A 19,409-nucleotide genomic window follows, 5' to 3' on the forward strand; every position below is an offset into this window, starting at 1 on the left:
AACCGCCATTTCTGGCGGTTTATTTCTTATTATAGAGATTATTTTATAAATTTATCTATTAGTTCAACTAAAGTTCCTACCTCTGGCTTACTTAATTGAGCATCAGCTCCTACAGATTTACCTTTATGGGCTAACTCATTTGTAATTAGAGAAGAAAATATTATCACCGGGAGTTTCTTTAGTATATTATCTTCCTTAATTTTTCGCGTAAGAGTATGTCCATCCATTTTTGGCATTTCTATATCAGTTATAACAAGCTGAACCTCTTTTATGAATTCTTCTCCCTTCTCTTCTACTAATTTGTTCAAATAATTTAGCGCTTCTTCTCCTTCATCAAAAGACTTTAAATTAGTAAAACCTGCTTTAGTTAAGGTGTCATTTAAAAGTCTTCTTATTAAAGGAGAATCATCTACAAGCATAACTTTAATATCTGATCTGTCCTTATATTCAACATCTATAATTTTATCCTCACTTATTCCTGACTCAGGATTTATATCAGTAACAATTTTTTCAAAGTCTAACAAGAAAATTATTTTATTATTTAATATTATGTTTCCTATGACTAAAGGATTACTTGCAATGTCTTCAGGTTTACTTATGTTATTCCATCCCATTCTATGTATACCAACTATGCTATCAATATTAAATGCAACTTTAGTTTTATTAAATTCACACAGTATTATTTTATTTTTCTTATTTACTATACTTTGTCCATCTAAAACATATTTTAAATTTACTAAAGTTATTATTTCATTTCTGCATAAGATCAATCCTGCCACTGCAGGATGGGATTGAGGAATTTCAGTTAAATCTTCAATTTCTAGCACTTCTTTAACCTTTATTACATTAATTCCATAGTGCTTATTATTAACTATAAATTCTAGAATCTCTACTTCACCAGTGCCGCTTTCCAGTAATATACTGCTACCCATAATCAAATCTCCTTTTTATAAATAATACATTTCTTATAAATACATAAATAGTTAAACATATCCTAATACATATTATATTTCAAATTATGATTTTTTTCTATGTTTTTCTATTTATGTTATCGACTAACTAAGGTTTATCTTTACAGTACCCTTAAACTAAAAACCACCTTCCATTACTGGAAGATGGCATTTTATTTTTTATTTTGTTTTATATTTATTAGCAGATTTCTTTTTTAGTTTTTCACCTAAAGTTAAACTTATAAATCTATTTACCAGTTCTTCCTTTGTTGCTTTTGGATCTACAAATATGTCATATTTCTTACACAGCTTTCCAATATCAGACTTACTTATATTGCATTCCTTTATAAATGTATTTGCAGATTTAACACTATCCATAACAATTATTCTTTTATATATTTCATCACTAGTCATAATGGCACCTCCGTTATTTGTTTTTCCCAAGTATAATTATATGTATTAATAATAAAATAACAAGTATTTAGTTCATTATTTGACTTTATCATAGGGGACGGTTAACAACTATTCATGCATTTTGTACAAATAGTTGTTAACCGTCCCCTATTACTATTAATATTTATGTGATATTATTAATTGATTTAATGAAGATAAAATACAAATAAGTAATGAAAGGTATGAAAAAATAATGGATTTTAAAGAACTAGGTATTAGTGAAGATATAATAAATGTATTAAAGCACACAGGTATTACTGAGCCAACAGCAATTCAAAAAGAAAGTATTAAATTTATTAAAGAAGGAAGAGATGTTATAGCAGAAGCACAAACTGGTACAGGAAAGACCTTTGCCTTTTTGATTCCTATTTTTGAAAATATATCACCTGAAATAAATACAATTCAAGCGTTGATTATATCTCCTACAAGAGAACTTGCTATTCAAATAACTGAGGAAGCTATGAAATTTAAAGCTGTTAAAGACATAAACATTTTAGCCGCATATGGCGGTAAAGATATTGGGTCTCAATTAAAAAAGCTGAGTAAAAATATTCATTTAATAATTGCAACTCCAGGTAGATTATTAGACCATCTCCAAAGAAAAACAGTAGATCTTAGCAAATTAAAAACATTAGTATTAGATGAAGCTGATCAAATGCTGCTTATGGGATTTAAAAATGATGTTGAAGCTATTATAAAGGAAACAAATAAAAAGCGTCAGACATTATGTTTTTCTGCGACTATGAATTCTGAAGTTAAAAAATTAGCCTATAGATATATGAATGATCCTTTAATGGTTGCCGTTAAAAAAGAAGAAGTTACACTTATTAATATTAACCAAGAAGTGGTAGAGACTACTGACAGAAGAAAACAAGATTCTTTATGCAAGGTTTTAGATGAAGATAATCCATTTATGGCTATAATATTTTGCAGAACTAAGAGAAGAGTAGATGATCTTGAAATGGCATTACATAGGCGTGGATATAACTGTACAAAATTACATAGCGATATAATTCAATCAAAACGTGAAAGAATAATAAAATCCTTTAGAAATGCAGATATTCAATATCTAATAGCTACAGACGTAGCAGCTAGAGGATTAGATATAAGTGGAGTTAGCCATATATATAACTATGATATTCCTGAAAGTGCTGAATCTTATATACATCGTATTGGCAGAACAGGAAGAGCTGGTGAAGAGGGCTATACTTGTCTATTTATAGATCCAAAAGATAAAAGAGCTCTGGAGGAAATAGAAAAATCCATAAAATTTGAGATACCAAGAAGAGAATTAGATATATAATGCTTTAAACATTTCTCTTCTTATAACATTACATGAATATGCTCTTATAAATATGAATATTGTATGTATAGAAACTTATAATAACATATAAAAATCAAAACTCCCTATAATCTTAAATCATAGGGAGTTTGAAAATATTTTAATCAATTTTTAAACCGCATTTTATCTTTATTCCAGCACTCAGCCTTTACTATCTATCAATAGACTCTCCATGAAATACTGGATTTTTGCCTTCTCTTTTTTGACTTATAAAGTCCTTATTATCCTTACTCCAGCACTCAGCATTTACTAATCCATCAATAGATTCTGCATAAAATACTGGATCCTTGCCTTCTCTTTTTTGTGCTATATAATCCTGAACTACCTTTGAGACTACCTTACCTAATTTAACGATAACAACAATATTAAGAAGTGCCATTAATCCCATGAATAAATCTGCCAAATTCCATACAATATCTAATGAAGCCATGGAACCCACAAACACCATACCGATTACAGCAAGTCTAAATACATTAAGCACTGTTTTACTTCCATTCATAAACTCAATATTTGATTCACCATAATAGTAATTTCCAAGTATAGAACTAAATGCAAACATGAAAATACATGCTGCTATAAATATATTTCCCCAATCACCTACTTGAGAAGTTAATGCTATTTGTGTTAACTGTATTCCCGTAAGTCCCTCTTTTTGATTTGTACCAGAAACTAATATAATAAATGCTGTTGCACTACATATTACTATAGTGTCAAGGAAAACTCCAAATACTTGCATGATAGCTTGCTTAACTGGATGACTTACCTCTGCTGTAGCTGCTGCGTTTGGCGCACTTCCCATACCTGCTTCATTTGAGAATAATCCTCTTTTAATTCCCATCATAACAGCTGCACCAATTCCACCGCCTGTAAATTGCTTTATACCAAAAGCTCCTTCAAAAATCATTCCAAATACGTGTGGAATTTGGCCTATATTTTTTAAGATTACAAATAATGCAACTAATACATAGGCTACAGCCATAACTGGCACTATAACCTCTGCAACCTTTGCTATTCTCTTAACTCCACCAAATATAACCATAGCAGTAAGTATTATAAGAATTATAGCTCCATAAAGCCTGTTAAGACCAAAAGCTCCTTCAAATGCTAATGTTATAGTATTTGCCTGAACTGAGTTAAATACAAGTCCAAAGGATATAGTTATAAGTACTGAAAATACAATTCCTAGATTTCTATTGCCAAGAGCTTTTTCCATATAATATGCAGGACCACCTCTATATCCATCTTTGTCCTTTACTTTATATACCTGTGCTAATGTGTTTTCAACAAAGCTTGAAGCTGCTCCTAAAAGAGCTATAACCCACATCCAGAAAACTGCTCCTGGACCTCCAACTGAAACTGCAATGGCAACCCCTGCAAGGTTTCCAGTACCAACATGAGAAGCAACACTTATACAAAAGGCTTGGAATGAAGAAACTCCTTTACTTTCCTTGCCATCTTTAGGTTTTCCACCGCCTCCAAGAAGCTTAAATGTTTGAAAGAAAAATTTGAACTGTGGGCACTTAAGATAAACCGTGAAATAAAGCCCTACTGATATAAGTAAAATTATGAGTACATAGGACCAAAGTATATTATTACTAAAGGATATAAAAGAATTTAAAAGTTCTACCATTTTTACACTCTCCTCTTAATAATTTTATTTTTAAAATTTAATAATTTATTTTTAAAAATTATCAAATTTTATCTTCTTTAGAAAATACTTAGATTAAGTTCTTTTGAAAGTTCTTCCATGGCTCTTACTCCGCCAATGCTGTTTCCATGTTCATCAAGTGCTGGTCCTACAACTGCTATCCCCATACGGTTTGGAACAACAGCCATGATGCATCCACCTACTCCACTTTTAGCCGGAACACCAACATCAACAGAAAACTTTCCAGATCTGTCGTATAATCCGCAGGTTGTCATAATAGCCTTTACTATTCTATTAACATCTTCCGGAATTATCTTTTCATTTGACCATGGAGCTACACCATTATTTGCAATTACAGAGGCTATCCTTGCTATATCCTCAACAACCACTTCTATTGAACAGGATTTGAAATACGCATCTAATATATCCTCTACATCCTTTTCAATTATATTAGCTCCCTTAAGGTAGTATGCTATTGCTCTATTTGTATTTCCAGTCAATTTTTCTGAGTTGTAAACTGAATAGTTTACCTCAATGTCATCATTATTCGCTAATTTCTTCAGCATACTGTGAATTCTACTAAACTTTTCTATACCGTTATCACCTGCCACAAGGGATGTACAAACTATTGCTCCTGCATTTATAAATGGGTTTAAAGGCTTATGATTTTCCTTTATTTCCAACTTTAGTAATGAATTAAATGGATCTGCAGAAGGTTCATTACCTACCTTAGAAAAAACCACTTCCTTACCATTATCTATTAGAGCACATATAAGAGTTACTACCTTTGATACACTTTGAATAGTAAACTTTGTTTTATAGTCTCCTTCTAAAATAGAATTACAATTCACATCGAAAATACATGCTCCGAGAGCATCTCTATTTCCCTTTGCAAGTTCAGGAATATACGTTGCCACTTGTCCGAATTTTGTAATATCCCTATTATTTTCAATTACGCTTTTTAAAATCGATTTCATCGCCAATTACCTCCCTCGTAATTTCTGAACATTAATATATATAGCAAGATGTGTGCCAAATTAAAAACATAAATAAAATTTGAAAAATATCAACTTTTCTGTATATTGATGGTGAAATTGTTAGAAATCGCACATAAAAAATGCTCGATATCAAACAATATGTTCGATATCGAGCATTTTTTTATATAAAGCCAAACTTTATATAAAAAATTAATCCAGTAGCAAGGCATTACTGCTTACTACTGGATTCCTTAGTTTATCAAAAATAATTCTAAAGTTCTATACAGAAATCTTTTCACGTTCACTTATATCCTTACTCCAGCATTCAGTATTTACTAATCCCTCAATATTCTCTGCATAAAATACTGGATCTTTGCCTTCTCTTTTTTGTGCTGCATAATCTTGAATTACCTTTGAAACTATCTTGCTTAATTTAAATATAACTACAATATTAAGAAGTGCCATTAATCCCATAAATAAATCTGCTAAATTCCATACCATATCTAATGAAGCCATGGAGCCTATAAATACCATACCAATTACGGCAAATCTAAATATATTAAGCACTGTTTTACTTCCATTCATAAATTCTATATTTGATTCACCATAATAGTAGTTTCCAATTATAGAACTAAATGCAAACATAAAAGTACATGCTGCTATAAATATTTTCCCCCAAGCGCCTACTTGAGAAGTTAATGCTGTTTGCGTTAACTGTATTCCAGCAAGTCCTTCTTGTTGATTCGCACCAGAAACTAATATAATAAATGCTGTTGCGCTGCATATTACTATAGTATTGAGGAAAACTCCAAACACTTGCATAATTGCTTGATTAACTGGATGAGCTACCTCTGCTGCAGCTGCTGCGTTTGGTGCACTTCCCATACCTGCTTCATTTGCGAATAACCCTCTTTTAATTCCCATCATAATAGCTGCACCAATTCCACCACCTGTAAATTGCTTTATCCCAAAAGCTCCTTCAAAAATCATTGTAAATACGTGTGGAAGTTGACCTATATTTTTCAAAACTACAAATAATGCAACTAATACATAAGCTACAGCCATAACTGGTACTATAACTTCTGCAACCTGTGCTATTCTCTTAACTCCACCAAATATAACCATAGAAGTAAGTGCTATAACAATTATAGCTCCATAAAGCCTGCTAAGACCAAAAGCTTCTTGAAATGCAAAAGTTATAGTATTTGCCTGAACAGAATTAAATACAAGCCCAAAAGATACAGTTATAAGTACTGAGAATATAATTCCTAGCTTTCTTTTGCCAAGAGCCTTTTCCATATAATATGCAGGACCACCTCTATATCCATTTTTGTCCTTTACCTTATATACCTGTGCTAATGTGTTTTCAACAAAACTTGAACCTGCCCCTAAAAGAGTTATAAGCCACATCCAAAAAACTGCTCCTGGGCCTCCAACTGAAACTGCAATTGCAACCCCTGCAAGATTTCCAGTACCAACGCTGGAAGCAACACTTATGCAGAATGCTTGGAATGAGGAAACTCCTTTACCATCTTTAGGTTTTCCACCACCTAGAAGCTTAAATGTTTGAAAGAAAAATTTGAACTGTGCTCCCTTAAGATATACAGTAAAATAAAGTCCTGCTGCTATAAGCAAAATTATTAGTACATAGGACCAAAGTATGGTATTACTAAATGATACAAAAGAATTTAAAAAATTTACCAATTTTACACTCTCCTCTTAATAATTTTATCCTTTTAACATTTCCCATAAATATTTCTCTATAAAAATTAGAAAATACTTAGACTCAGTTTTCTAGAAAGGTCTTCCATGACCTTCACTCCACCAACGCTGTTTCCATGCTTGTCAAGTGCTGGACCTACAACTGCTATCCCCATACGGTTTGGAACAACAGCCATTATACATCCACCTACTCCACTTTTAGCAGGAATACCAACATTAACAGAAAACGTTCCAGATGTATCATATAATCCACAAGTTGTCATAATAGCTTTTACTATTCTGTTAACTTCCTCTGGAATCACTCTCTCATTTGACCATGGTGCTACACCATTATTCGCAATTACAGAAGCTATCTTTGCTACATCTTCAACAACAACCTCTATGGAACAGCATTTGAAGTATGCATCTAATATGTCTTCTACATCCTTTTCAATTATGTTAGCACCCTTAAGATAGTAAGCTATTGCTCTATTTGTATTTCCAGTCAATTTTTCTGAGTTATAAACTGAATAGTTTACATCAATATCATCATTATTCGCTAATTTTTTCATCATATTATGAATTCTACTAAACTTTTCTATGCCATTATCCCCTGATACAAGAGACGTACAAACTATTGCTCCTGCATTTATAAATGGATTTAAAGGCTTATGGTTTTCATTTATTTCCAACTTCAGTAATGAATTAAATGGATCTGAAGAAGGTTCACTACCTACCTTAGAAAAAACTTCATCCTTACCATTGTCAATAAGAGCACATATAAGAATTACTACCTTTGATACACTTTGAATAGTAAACTTTGTCTTATACTCTCCTTCTAAAATAGAATCACAATTCACGTCGAAAATACATGCTCCAAGGGCATCTCTGTCTCCCTTGGCAAGTTCAGGAATATACGTTGCTACTTGTCCAAGTTTTGTACTATCCCTACTGTCTTCAATTATGCTTTTCAAAATCGATTTCATCAACAATTACCTCCTGCTTAATTTCTGAACATTAATTCTAGCACTAAATATACAAAGCAAGATTCATGCCAAACAAAGAACATAGATAAAATTAAAAAAATGATAATTTTTCTGTATATTTATGTTGAAAACGCTCAAAAATGCGCATAAAAAATGCTCGATATCAACCACCATGTTCAATATCGAGCATTTTTTTATATATAGATAAATTTTATAATAATTATTTCATTATATCATTAAAATATTTTTCCATCCTTCTATTAAGCGCATGCCTTGAAATTCCAAGGAGTTTTGAAGCGGCACTAAAATTCCCTTTTGACCTGTTTAAAGCCCTTGTTATATAGTACTTTTCTAGATCTGCTACCTTTTCTTCTAGTGAAAAACCTTCTTGAATAAATTCTTCATTTTGTTCTGCAATTTCTATATTCTTTTCGTTACTTACTTGTTCTTGTATTTCACTTGGAAGATTTTCAACATCTATAAAACTTGCATTATTTAAAATTACAATTCTCTCTATAATATTTTTAAGTTCCCTTATATTCCCAGGCCATTGGTAAGATGTCATCCTATCAATAGCTTCATTTGTGAAACCTTTAAAACTTTTCTTGAATTTAATATTAAAAATATCCAAGAAGTATTTAGAAAGCTCCATAATATCAAGTTTTCTTTCTCTTAACGCTGGAATAAAAATAGGTACTACATTTAGCCTATAATATAAATCTTCTCTAAATTCCTTTTTAGCTATTGCTTCTTCAAGGTTTTTATTAGTAGCTGCAATCACCCTTATATCAACCTCTATTTCCTCAAGTCCACCTATTCTATTAAATTTTCTTGTTTCAAGAAATCTAAGAAGTTTAGACTGTATGTCAAGTGGCATTTCCCCTAACTCATCAAGAAATACAGTTCCACCATGCGCCAGTTCCAAAAGTCCTCTCTTTCTTGAATTTGCACCGCTAAATGCATTTTTTTCAAAGCCGAAAAGTTCGCTCTCAAGAAGCTGCCTAGGTATTGCAGCACAATTAACACTGAGCATTAGCGAATGCTTTCTATCACTGTTCTTATGTATAAAATTAGAAATAACCTCTTTACCCGTTCCAGTCTCTCCTCTTATCAGTACGGTCACAGAATCATTCTGAGATAATACATTCATTTTTCTTATAATATCTTCCATTGCAGGATCTTTACTTATAAATGTCTCTCCAGATTTTAATTCCCTTTCTTCATAAAGCTTTAATTTTTTCTTCATACTCTGGCTGGCAATTGCCTTTGATATAGTAACTTCAATTTCTTCAATGTCTAAAGGTTTTTTTATATAATCTATGGCTCCTATCCTTATTGCTTCAACAGCAGTTTTGATGTCTCCATATGCTGTCATGATAACTATTTCTACATATTCATCCATTTGCTTTATTTTTCTTGCAACATCCAGCCCATTTTCTGATTTCAGCCTCATGTCAAGTAATATAACATCAGGTCTAAATTCCTTTAATTTTTTTATTCCCTCCAAGCCATCTGCTGCTGTTTCTACATTATATCCAAGATCACAGAGTCCCTCTTCAAGGGTTAATCTCATTATTTCCTCGTCATCAATTACTAAAATTTTAGTATTCATTAATCTCTCCCCTATACTCTGGCAAATATACTTTCACAATGGTTCCAACTGATTCTATACTTTCTATTTCAATATTTCCATTGTTTGCTGTGGCTAATTTATGTACTACAGAAAGCCCTAAACCAGTTCCACTTTCTTTAGTTGTAAAAAATGGATCAAAAATTTTATTTATGTTTTCCTTATCTATTCCACATCCATTATCCTCAAATGATACAAGTATACAGGTATCATTTTTTTCTATTGATTTTTCTACACTTATTTTTAAATCACCCTTTGTATCCATGGCATCCAATGCATTAGATATAATATTTAAAAAAATTTGCAAAAGTTGTCCCTTATCAAAATATATTTGCGCTCCCTTTATATCATAATTCATGCTGACTATTGCATTTTTTTCTCTTATCTTCTTATCAGAAAAAAGAAGTGCTCTATTAAGAATCTCAAACACATCTATAATTTGAAACTTTGGTATTCTTGGCTTTGAAAAGTTTAAAAGATCTGTAATTAATAAGTCAAGTCTTTCTGTTTCTTTAATTATAGCTTCAAATAAATTTTGTTCAGATGTCTTAAGGTGGCTAGTAAGCCTTTTGTTTAATATTTGGGCACTCATTTTAATTCCTGAAAGGGGATTTCTTATCTCGTGGGCTAAAGCTGCCGTTAACTGTCCTAATGAAGTAAGCCTGTCTATCCTTTCTACATTTTCTTCAATCTTTTTTCTATTTGTAATATCATTAAAGCTGCAGATCACTCCAATACATTCTCCTGAAGAATCTTTCATTAACGCTGTAGTTATATCTAAGTAAACTGATTCTTTTGTATCATATTCATTAAAATACTCTATTCTATTTACTGAATCCATTCTTTCTATAGTTTCATTTATCTGCATCATAAGTGTTTTAATTATCTTGGGGTTTTTTTCATTAATACACATTACCCTTTCAATAATATCTGAAGCGGCATCATTATAATTCTTTATTTTGCCACACATATCTGCAGTTATTATTCCTGTTGAAATACTCCTTAATATATCTTCATTGAACCTTTTCATTTGTAAAAATTTATTACTGCCAATAGATATCTGTTTTTTCATTTCATTAAATGCTTCACCCAAAAGCCCTAGTTCATCTTCCCTTTTAATATCTATATTATTTTTAGGGTTTCCTGATATTATATCATTATATCCTTCTAAAAGTATGGATATAGGCTTTGAAAAACTATCAGTTAGAAAAATAATAGCTTGTAAAGAGACAAGTATTGAAATAACTATTAATATTAAATATGGTTTGTACATATTTAGAACATTAAAAAGTATCTTGTACTTGTCAATTATTACATATACGGAAATATTTAAATTTTCATAAGTCTTTTCCTTAATTTCATATCTCTTATTCTCTGTGTATCCAAGCCTTATCTTATTAATATCCAAGTTAATTCCATCTAAACTAGTATAAAATATCTCGTCACCCTCATAGGCTATAACCCCCAACTTTTTCAGTGAAGAGAGTTCACTAAATAACATTTGCTTAGAATAAAAGTCATCCTTCATTTTATAGGTTCTTTCTGAAATTAAGTTTAAAAAGTTTTCTGTATTTTGAACAATACTCTCATAGTAAATCCTCTGCATTCTACTAAAAAACAAAACACTTAGTATTAATATAGGGATTATCATTAGAAATAATATTGGTAATACTATTTTTCTTTTAAACTTAAGCTTCATATTCTACACCTTACTCTTCCTTGAAAATATAGGTTTACAAATTTAATTTTTATTATAGAATTAATTTCTCTTTTTAAACTACCATTTCGATGCTTATCAAGAATTGTTTTTATTATAACTTATTATTTTCTAGTTTTGAATAAAAAAATTTTAGCACTTCGCCCTATGTATATGCTAGAATAATTGTGTAACCATACTCAGGAGGCGATTTTGTGCTTAAAATAGTAGACAACCTAGCAGTAAAAGTCATTATATTTATTATAGTTATTATTCTTATAGTCACAAACATTTATATAAATGCTAACCGTATAATATCCCAAAATAAGTATACTAAATCTTTTAATAGTTCTGTAGAGCAGCATAATCTTTCAATAACTGAGTTTTTATCTACTCTGGAAAGTGCTGTTGAGATGTTATCTAAAAATGAAATGATTCAATATGTATCTGATGATCCTGAGAAATATTATAATTCTACTCTCGATCTTTTAAAAACCTTTCAACAGGCTTATTCCTCCACTGCATTTGCTTACTTTGCACCAGAAAATAAAATATTTGGTGTTAAAAAACTTGTGTCATGGCCAGATACTTCAGAAGAACTTTCAAATGATTATTGGGAACCGACACAAAGACCTTGGTACGTAGATGCAATAAATTCTAATGGCAAAATAACTTGGTCAAAGCCCTATATTGATAGTACTACAAAAAAATATACTATTACTGTTTCTAAAAGTGTTATTGATAAAGAAAACAAGTTTAAAGGCGTTCTTGCTATAGATATTTATCTTGATGATTTATCAAAAAAAATGAATTATTTTAGAGAATTTAATGAAGGTGACATTTTTATTATCTCAAGAACTGATAACGAAAATTTTTTTATAATTGATAATGTTAAAAATGGCAAATCCAAAGCTATTTTTAATAACAATATTATAGATAGTTTGTATAGCCAAAAATCAGGAAGTTTACATTCTGAAAATATAACAGGAAATTATTACATTTCATATACAACAAATACAGTTACTGGCTGGAAGGTTGTAGGTGCAATAGAAGAACATCAATTAACAAAAGAAACGAAGGGCATAATAACAAATATATTTATAGGAGTTATTGCCATACTATTTATGAGCATTATTAGCATATTATACATTACAAAACAAATGGGAAGTACTATACAATCACTAAGTGGTTCAATTAAGGCTACTGAAGAAAAAACACTTCCTAAATCAACGAAAATAAATTTATTCCAAATTGAAAGTGAAGAACTTTTATTTGAAAAACCAACTTCAAATATTAATATATTATTTGAAATCGAAGCCGAAAAGGAAAGAATAAATAATCTAATAAAAAATACTAGCGATTTTAATTCTGCAAATGCTAAAGAATTAAAAATTTTACTAACAAGACTATCCAATTATAAAGCTAAACTTAACTTGTCTGTAAAATCCCATGAAATTCAAATGGTAAGCGTAAATAATTATTTATTTAAAATACAAGAATATATAAATTCTCTACATAAAAACTCCATTTCTATTGAATTAAAAACTGAGCTTATGCAATTAGATGAATTTATTAACTCTATTATTAACTCTTAAGCAAACTAACAGCCATATAAGTTATAGCTTATATGGCTGTATATATCTTTATCATCTCATACTCTACTCTATATAAAATAGAAGACTTACACAACTCACTATAGTATAAATCTTTTATTATATATATAAGAAATATTTAGCTGCAATTGAAATTATAGTAAAATCTATGTAAGATTATAATCAACCATCTTAGAATGTAATTTTATATTATGAATTAACTCAACACACATTGTAATTATATTTTTTTAAATTTCATTAATATATTTTTGTCTTTTTTAGAGTATCAAATTTTCCATTTGAAAAACACCATGAAGCCATTTTATATTAAATCTTACCTACATTTGTTTTATTTAATTAACATATCTACTTAGATTCTAATATTTTTGCAGAATCATTTGTTATCTTAGCTAATAAATCATATTCTTCTTTTCCTAAGATTTCTTTATAACGATCGTGTAACTTTACCCTATACTTCTGTATATTTTCTTGAATTTCTTCTCCATCTTTAGTTAAGTATATATGAGATAACTTTCCTTCAGCTCTTCTCTCAACTAAACCATTCATTACTAATTTATCTATAAGTCTAGTTATTGTAGATGGCTTTAAATGAAGTTCTTCGCATAATTCCTTTTGTGTTATTCCAGGTTTAAATTTTACCCCAAGAAGTACATATACATATGAAGGCGACATTCCTAGTAACTTCAATTCGTCTTCAGCTATTTTAGCTGCTACCTTTTTTAATCTAGTCGCAGTAAAAAATAAACACTCGCAGAAATTTTGTTCAAGCATTATATCCTCCGTTCTAAACTCTTATAATTTTATCTATAATAATATATTAAAGAAAATTTCTAACATTTGCAACTAAGTTAATGCCACTATTTTATATAAAAGTATTTCTTTTTTATATATTTCTACTATTAAAAGGATTATTTAATTGTATAAACAGAGTTCTTGGCTTCAGAGGGAGTTTTTACTCCCGCTGAGGCTTAGAAATCGTTATCCAGGGACGTAGCCGTTCTTTACTCCCACTTTGAAGAAGATAGGAGTATTAGAGCGGGTAGCCATCGGATAAATAATATCTAAAAAAAAGTTGATTAATATTAAAATAATAATCAACTTTTTTAAAACAACTGTATTTATTTAATAAGTAATTGTTCTTTTGCATGAACAATAGCTGTACATAAATCATTGTATTGTGTATTTATATTAAATTCTTTACCTTTTCTAGATACATATCCATTTATATAATCAATTTCTGTAAGACGATGATTTTGAATTAAATCTTGATGCATTGATGGATAATGCGCTCCAGCTTGGCTTGGATCGTATACCCCCTCTACTACTTTTGCAACTTCTTCAACATTTAATTCTACTCCATATTTAGCAGCAATATCAGCAAATTCTTTTATAATGTTACGAATAAGTTGTGGCGCTTCTTTTAATTCTCCGAATTCCTTAATATTACAATCTAAAATTGTACAACAACTATTTAAAGTTCCATTTACGCAAGCCTTACGCCATGTTGAGAATATTACATCTTCGCTATAATGAGCTTTTAATCCAGCTTGGCTTAGTATGTTGCAAATCTCTTTTGTTTCTACTTCCATGTTAGGATCAATGTTTTGTACTTCTAAGCTTCCATCTCCAGTTAACACAACATGTCCAGGACCTGCTAAGCCAGCTGTCCATAAAGTTACTCCCATAAGTATATTTTTTCTATCAACATATTTTTCAACAGTTTCGTTATGACCTAATCCATTTAATAGGCATAATACTTTTGTATGCTTTCCTAAAATATTTTTTATAGATTTCAGCATAGATTCTAATCCCATTGACTTAGTAAATAAAATTATTAAGTCTGGAGCTTCTATAGCATCTTCAGGTAACATTGCTGGTATTTTCACCTTGTTAAATGCTCCATTTTCTTCAACTGTTAACCCTTCTTTATTTATAATATCTACATGTTCTTTCCAAGCATCTATTAATAGAACTTCGTTTCCAGCTTCATGTAACATATATCCAAAACGTGAGCCCATAGCTCCTGCTCCAACAATTGCAATTTTCATTTCAATTCACACTCCTCTTTTGTATCAACTTAAATGTATTTAAAAATATTTTCATCATATAAATGTATAACTTTTCTACAGAACCAATCAATAACAAATGCACCTACAAAAGGTATCACAATGAATGCTAATAACACTGCCATGATTGAACTTGAGCTGTTTATAGCCGCTAAAGGACCAACTAATCCAGTTATTCCAAATCCAGCACTTTTAGCTGTACCTGATATATTAAATAGATATCCACCTATTCCACACAAGATACCGTTGGCAATAATAGGTACTGCTATTATAGGATACTTAACTAAATTTGGCATCATCATTTTCATAGCACCTAATAAAACAGATAAAGTAACTCCACTTTGATTTACTCTACTTGATCCAATTACTAAAATAGCTGTACAAGCAGTAACTCCAATAGCAGCTGCTCCAGCACCTAGTCCTGCTATTCCTATAGCAATTCCTATTGCTACAGTTGAAATTGGTGAAATAATTAAAATTGAAAATGAAATACTAATTAAAATACACATTAATAATGGTTGTAACGCTGCAAAGTTATTAATTCCATTACCTATTATCATAGTAATTTTACTTACATAAGGAAGCATAAACATACCAATAATACCGACACCTGCTCCACCTATAATTGGTAATAGCAATATTGTTAAAGATCCTAGCCTATCTCCGATTGCTCTAATAACATACACTGCTATAGCTGAAAGTAACATTATATTTATTAAATCACCTATACCAACCATCTGTACACCATGTTCAGTAACCTTATAAGCACCTGATCCTAAAAATACTGCTGATCCAACAATGATTGATTTCATAGGATTAAAATTAAATTGTAAAGCCACTAAAACCCCTACAAGAAGTGGCACTACAAACTGCATAATACTTACAGCATTATAGAAAGTAGCAAATATAGGTGAAACATGTATTAAGCTTTTAAATACTGAACCTAAAATTGCGTTTGGAATTAATCCAACAACAATTCCAGTTGCAGTTCCAGCCAAAACTTTATTTAAATAATCTTTAGGTGTTAATTTTTCTTTAGATGTTAAATTTTCTTTAGGTGTTACTTTTTCTTCTTTTACTATAATCTCTTGCATCATATCTTTCTTCCCCCTATCATAAAATTCATTTCTAATTATTGTTTATTTTTTATCATCCAGTCTTAAAATTTTTAAAGTCATTTTTACATTAATTACTAGTAATCTGTTTAAAAGTTAATTATTTCGACTTAATTCTACTTTATAAGTCACTCATTTGTATGTACAACTAACTTCCGGGAGTAAATATATCATATTTAAACATAAATTGCAATACGTTTAAATAATAAAAGTTAAAAATATAACAATTAATTTTATAAAACAACCGTTTTTGGATTTTTTAATAATTCATCGTAATCTAAACTTCTTTTAAACATATCATCAAAACTAATTCATTTTATAATGCTGTTCCATAATAATGAATCTCAATCCATTTACTCATAGCATTTTTGTAAATACCAAGTATAATATAATAAAAATAGCCGAACAAAGCATAACTTAACACTTTAATCGGCTATTTTATATAGTTCTATTCAATTATAACTTCTATCTCTCTAAAAGCAAATCATATCAATGGCTTTAAAGAAAGCCTACTATTCCTCCACTATCCTATTTACTATCTTCTCTGCCAATGGAATAAATATATTAGCCAATGGCACAGAAATGGCTGTACCAACCAATGAAGATTTTAAAAATGCTATAAAAAAGCCTGATCTAAATCCATAATTTATTATTACCATAAAAAAGGCAATGGGTATAGATATAAATACAGCAGCAAGACATGAAAATACAACTCCCCTATACTTCTTATTTATTTTCACAAATATCATCCCCCTTATTAATCTCTATTCAGTGCCTTTACTGACATATTCTTCAATATATCGGATACCATTTTTAATTCTCCATCATTTACATCTGATGAAATCAAATCATCCCAAGATTTTAATGCATTATATATTCTGTGTTTAACCTTTAAAGCCTTTTCTGTGACTTGTATTCTATAGGACCTTTTGTCACTTTGATTTTTTATTCTTTTTATATATCCTTTATCCTCAAGGCTCTTTATGCTCCTTGTTATCGCTGCCTTATCAATATAATATATTTCAGCTAAATCCTCTTGAGTCAATTCTTTATTTTCATAGAGCTTTATCAAATATATATATTCACCCGATGTTATATTTAAGTCCTTCAATTCATTATTTATAAATATCTGAAACTGTCTATACAATATAGATATCCATCTGCCAAATTCTTCATATATGTTTTTCATATTTATCACCATTTTTATTTTATAATATTTTACTTGACAAGTCAACTATATGACAAGCAAGAATGTTCACAACCCTCGGGGTCGTTGCGACCATCGATATAATCATATCTTGAAATCAATATTCACTCCTCCTAAAAATTACAATACTAATTTATAATATGCTTTTATCCTCAACATAGTTACACTAGCTCCCTCTTATTAGCATGGTTCTTGAGCCTTCTAGCTCATTCTTATGGGCTCAATAAAATAAAGACAGGAAGAAGCCTTCCCTGCCTCTTTATATATACTCATGTACTGAGTATATATTGTTTTCTTGTTCTCGTATTTCCGTTTTTGGTTACTTTCTTACTTCCTGCTTGCCTGTTATACTGGGCTTATCATCCATTATGAATTTCTTCTGAGCTTCCTCATCTGAAAAGTACAAGCTTCCATCTATTAATGAAATTGTAATTTTAAAAACCTCCATTACTTGTGGTACGGTTCATCGACCCAATTCTAAATTTATTTAATTTGATTAATCATGCCTTCAGAATAACCTGCATATTCAGTATTTGGGTAATCCTTCTTAACTTTTTCAAAAAATACAAGTGCATTTTTATTATCATTAGCTTGTTTGTAACAAGTTCCTATTTGATAAAGAACCCAGGGCATGATATCCAATTCCGGTGCAATTTTTTGAACCATTATAAGCTTTGGTAATGCCTCCTGATACTTTCCCTGTTTATATAATTTATTTGCCTCATTATATATAGTCCATACATGATTTGTTTTTATATTATTCCACAGCTTATCAAGTCTTGATTTTTCTGTATCATCAAGTTTTAAAGACTTTAGTGTTATCAAATTATTCAATGCTTTTTCATAATTTCCTTCTGCATAGGATTTCTCAGCATCACTTAGCATTGAAATAATGTTATTTTTATTTTCAATGTTATTTTTAATATTATTTTTATTTTTATAATTATCAAATTCTAATTTTGTAGTCTCTAAATCCTTTTGAAGCTTCTTATTTTCTTCATTTATCTTATTATTTTCTTCATTTACTTTCTTATTTTCTTCATTTATCTTATTATACTTTTCATTTATTGCCTTTTGTTGTTCAAGCTCCTTGTTTTTATTAATCTCAGTATTTTCAGTTTTACTAAACATACCTTGAATGTTGGAACGATTCCAATAAGCCAATCCTGAAATAGCGATGATTATAACTGCTATTAAAAATGATGAAATACACTTTTTTGAAACATTACTAGCCTTTTTTATTTTGCTTCTATTATTATCTGAATTTGAGCTAGCACCTTTTATGGTATCAAGGGCTTTTGAAATAGTCCTCTCAGCATTTAGCTCCTGCAAATACTCATTTGCCAGCTTAGTATATATGTTGTATTTAGCTAGTTTCTTGAAAGTCTTCTCAGCCTTATTAAAATCCTTTGTATACACATAACATAGGCCTAAAAATTTTATTGCTTCGCAAAAATCTGGATTAAGGGATAAAGATTTCTTTAAATCTGTTATAACTAAGTCCACACACTTTAGTTTTAAATTTATAATAGATTTGTTGTATAGAGCTATGGATTTCCTAACATTACTAGGAATCTCATTAGAATTAAATTCCTCAGAACTAATATTAATAGGGTTTATTTTTTCTATTTCGTAATCAAAATTCATAAGTTTATCTCCACCTTTATTTCAGACAAAGTACTATTTTTATTCATCTATTACCACAAACATCCTCAATTTATATATTTTCCAAATAAATCTAAAATATATATATTCATTATACATTTTTAGACATTTTCTTTCAATACATTACGCCAAAGAATTTTTTCACCACGTATTTGTGAATATAACTATACATTTAATTAAAAACCTATTGTTACTTAATACTAAAAAAGCATCTGCGACATTGATATACTCCCTTCATGGAAACAGTTTTATTATTTTAACTGTCTACCATAAAGGGAGCATATCAAATTACAGATGCTTTTAAACTTTAGTGTTTTTAAAAGTTAATATGATATTTTATCTAATATTTATACCTAACTA

The 19,409-nt window shown here is 29.9% G+C and carries 17 protein-coding genes; 2 read left to right on the forward strand and 15 right to left on the reverse strand.

What is annotated here, in order from left to right; genetic code table 11:
- Nucleotides 1-38 precede the first annotated feature (38 nt).
- Together CRN98_RS08425 and CRN98_RS08430 are read right to left on the reverse strand one after the other, a co-directional pair.
- A complete protein-coding gene (locus CRN98_RS08425; protein ID WP_097026985.1) occupies nucleotides 39-932 on the reverse strand; it encodes a chemotaxis protein in 894 nt (297 codons plus the stop codon).
- A 198-nt stretch (nucleotides 933-1,130) separates the two neighbouring features.
- Complete coding sequence (locus CRN98_RS08430; RefSeq protein ID WP_097026986.1) at nucleotides 1,131-1,364, reverse strand: hypothetical protein; 234 nt, start codon at nucleotides 1,362-1,364, stop codon at nucleotides 1,131-1,133.
- A gap of 232 nt (nucleotides 1,365-1,596) precedes the next feature.
- Between CRN98_RS08430 and CRN98_RS08435 the strand changes: the two genes are divergently transcribed.
- Nucleotides 1,597-2,706: a DEAD/DEAH box helicase gene (locus tag CRN98_RS08435; RefSeq protein WP_097026987.1), complete on the forward strand. Its 1,110-nt coding sequence runs from the start codon at nucleotides 1,597-1,599 to the stop codon at nucleotides 2,704-2,706.
- A 190-nt stretch (nucleotides 2,707-2,896) separates the two neighbouring features.
- Here the strand turns inward: CRN98_RS08435 and CRN98_RS08440 are convergent, their stop codons facing one another.
- The 6 genes from CRN98_RS08440 to CRN98_RS08465 form a co-directional block, all read right to left on the reverse strand.
- Nucleotides 2,897-4,375, reverse strand: a complete 1,479-nt coding sequence (locus tag CRN98_RS08440) for an alanine/glycine:cation symporter family protein (protein ID WP_097026988.1) — start codon at nucleotides 4,373-4,375, stop codon at nucleotides 2,897-2,899.
- Between the two features lie 77 nt (nucleotides 4,376-4,452).
- Nucleotides 4,453-5,370, reverse strand: coding sequence for a glutaminase A (glsA, locus tag CRN98_RS08445; RefSeq protein ID WP_097026989.1), 918 nt, complete (start codon nucleotides 5,368-5,370; stop codon nucleotides 4,453-4,455).
- Nucleotides 5,371-5,649: 279 nt separating this feature from the next.
- Nucleotides 5,650-7,074, reverse strand: coding sequence for an alanine/glycine:cation symporter family protein (locus tag CRN98_RS08450; RefSeq protein ID WP_097026990.1), 1,425 nt, complete (start codon nucleotides 7,072-7,074; stop codon nucleotides 5,650-5,652).
- Nucleotides 7,075-7,139: 65 nt separating this feature from the next.
- Nucleotides 7,140-8,057 carry a glutaminase A gene (gene glsA, locus CRN98_RS08455; RefSeq protein ID WP_097026991.1) on the reverse strand — a complete coding sequence of 306 codons (918 nt, stop codon included), beginning with the start codon at nucleotides 8,055-8,057 and terminating at the stop codon, nucleotides 7,140-7,142.
- 220 nt (nucleotides 8,058-8,277) lie between these two features.
- Complete coding sequence (locus tag CRN98_RS08460; protein ID WP_097026992.1) at nucleotides 8,278-9,669, reverse strand: sigma-54-dependent transcriptional regulator; 1,392 nt, start codon at nucleotides 9,667-9,669, stop codon at nucleotides 8,278-8,280.
- Nucleotides 9,659-11,386 (reverse strand): sensor histidine kinase, encoded by a 1,728-nt coding sequence (locus CRN98_RS08465; protein ID WP_097026993.1) that lies wholly within the window; start codon nucleotides 11,384-11,386, stop codon nucleotides 9,659-9,661. Before CRN98_RS08465 ends, CRN98_RS08460 begins: the two co-directional genes overlap by 11 nt.
- A gap of 212 nt (nucleotides 11,387-11,598) precedes the next feature.
- On the opposite strand from CRN98_RS08465, the gene CRN98_RS08470 reads away from it, so the two are divergent.
- Nucleotides 11,599-12,978, forward strand: coding sequence for a cache domain-containing protein (locus CRN98_RS08470; protein WP_097026994.1), 1,380 nt, complete (start codon nucleotides 11,599-11,601; stop codon nucleotides 12,976-12,978).
- Nucleotides 12,979-13,341: 363 nt separating this feature from the next.
- On the opposite strand, the gene CRN98_RS08475 is transcribed toward CRN98_RS08470, so the two are convergent.
- The 7 genes from CRN98_RS08475 to CRN98_RS08500 form a co-directional block, all read right to left on the reverse strand.
- Nucleotides 13,342-13,767 (reverse strand): MarR family winged helix-turn-helix transcriptional regulator, encoded by a 426-nt coding sequence (locus tag CRN98_RS08475; protein WP_097026995.1) that lies wholly within the window; start codon nucleotides 13,765-13,767, stop codon nucleotides 13,342-13,344.
- A gap of 347 nt (nucleotides 13,768-14,114) precedes the next feature.
- Nucleotides 14,115-15,044 (reverse strand): 2-dehydropantoate 2-reductase, encoded by a 930-nt coding sequence (locus tag CRN98_RS08480; RefSeq protein ID WP_097026996.1) that lies wholly within the window; start codon nucleotides 15,042-15,044, stop codon nucleotides 14,115-14,117.
- Nucleotides 15,045-15,073: 29 nt separating this feature from the next.
- Entirely contained in the window at nucleotides 15,074-16,156 is a 1,083-nt protein-coding gene (locus CRN98_RS08485) for a PTS sugar transporter subunit IIC (RefSeq protein WP_097027062.1), read from the reverse strand.
- Nucleotides 16,157-16,689: 533 nt separating this feature from the next.
- Nucleotides 16,690-16,917 (reverse strand): DUF2798 domain-containing protein, encoded by a 228-nt coding sequence (locus CRN98_RS08490; RefSeq protein ID WP_179632049.1) that lies wholly within the window; start codon nucleotides 16,915-16,917, stop codon nucleotides 16,690-16,692.
- 17 nt (nucleotides 16,918-16,934) lie between these two features.
- A complete protein-coding gene (locus CRN98_RS08495) occupies nucleotides 16,935-17,366 on the reverse strand; it encodes a MarR family winged helix-turn-helix transcriptional regulator (protein ID WP_179632051.1) in 432 nt (143 codons plus the stop codon).
- Between the two features lie 337 nt (nucleotides 17,367-17,703).
- Nucleotides 17,704-17,832 (reverse strand): hypothetical protein, encoded by a 129-nt coding sequence (locus CRN98_RS18050; protein WP_278335418.1) that lies wholly within the window; start codon nucleotides 17,830-17,832, stop codon nucleotides 17,704-17,706.
- Nucleotides 17,833-17,867: 35 nt separating this feature from the next.
- The gene (locus CRN98_RS08500; protein ID WP_097026999.1) at nucleotides 17,868-19,031 is read right to left on the reverse strand and encodes a tetratricopeptide repeat protein; all 1,164 of its coding nucleotides are present in this window, start codon (nucleotides 19,029-19,031) and stop codon (nucleotides 17,868-17,870) included.
- Nucleotides 19,032-19,409 lie beyond the last annotated feature (378 nt).

The sequence above is a fragment of the Clostridium peptidivorans genome (genome assembly GCF_900205925.1).
Taxonomy (GTDB): Bacteria; Bacillota; Clostridia; order Clostridiales; family Clostridiaceae; genus Clostridium_AK; species Clostridium_AK peptidivorans.

Coding starts and splice junctions, on each gene's coding strand:
- CRN98_RS08440 (WP_097026988.1), bottom strand. CDS start 4,375: ATGGTAGAACTTTTAAATTCTTTTATATCCTTTAGTAATAATATACTT.
- CRN98_RS08495 (WP_179632051.1), bottom strand. CDS start 17,366: ATGAAAAACATATATGAAGAATTTGGCAGATGGATATCTATATTGTAT.
- CRN98_RS08465 (WP_097026993.1), bottom strand. CDS start 11,386: ATGAAGCTTAAGTTTAAAAGAAAAATAGTATTACCAATATTATTTCTA.
- CRN98_RS08460 (WP_097026992.1), bottom strand. CDS start 9,669: ATGAATACTAAAATTTTAGTAATTGATGACGAGGAAATAATGAGATTA.
- CRN98_RS08425 (WP_097026985.1), bottom strand. CDS start 932: ATGGGTAGCAGTATATTACTGGAAAGCGGCACTGGTGAAGTAGAGATT.
- CRN98_RS08430 (WP_097026986.1), bottom strand. CDS start 1,364: ATGACTAGTGATGAAATATATAAAAGAATAATTGTTATGGATAGTGTT.
- CRN98_RS18050 (WP_278335418.1), bottom strand. CDS start 17,832: ATGGAGGTTTTTAAAATTACAATTTCATTAATAGATGGAAGCTTGTAC.
- CRN98_RS08500 (WP_097026999.1), bottom strand. CDS start 19,031: ATGAATTTTGATTACGAAATAGAAAAAATAAACCCTATTAATATTAGT.
- CRN98_RS08475 (WP_097026995.1), bottom strand. CDS start 13,767: ATGCTTGAACAAAATTTCTGCGAGTGTTTATTTTTTACTGCGACTAGA.
- CRN98_RS08435 (WP_097026987.1), top strand. CDS start 1,597: ATGGATTTTAAAGAACTAGGTATTAGTGAAGATATAATAAATGTATTA.
- glsA (WP_097026989.1), bottom strand. CDS start 5,370: ATGAAATCGATTTTAAAAAGCGTAATTGAAAATAATAGGGATATTACA.
- CRN98_RS08485 (WP_097027062.1), bottom strand. CDS start 16,156: ATGCAAGAGATTATAGTAAAAGAAGAAAAAGTAACACCTAAAGAAAAT.
- glsA (WP_097026991.1), bottom strand. CDS start 8,057: ATGAAATCGATTTTGAAAAGCATAATTGAAGACAGTAGGGATAGTACA.
- CRN98_RS08480 (WP_097026996.1), bottom strand. CDS start 15,044: ATGAAAATTGCAATTGTTGGAGCAGGAGCTATGGGCTCACGTTTTGGA.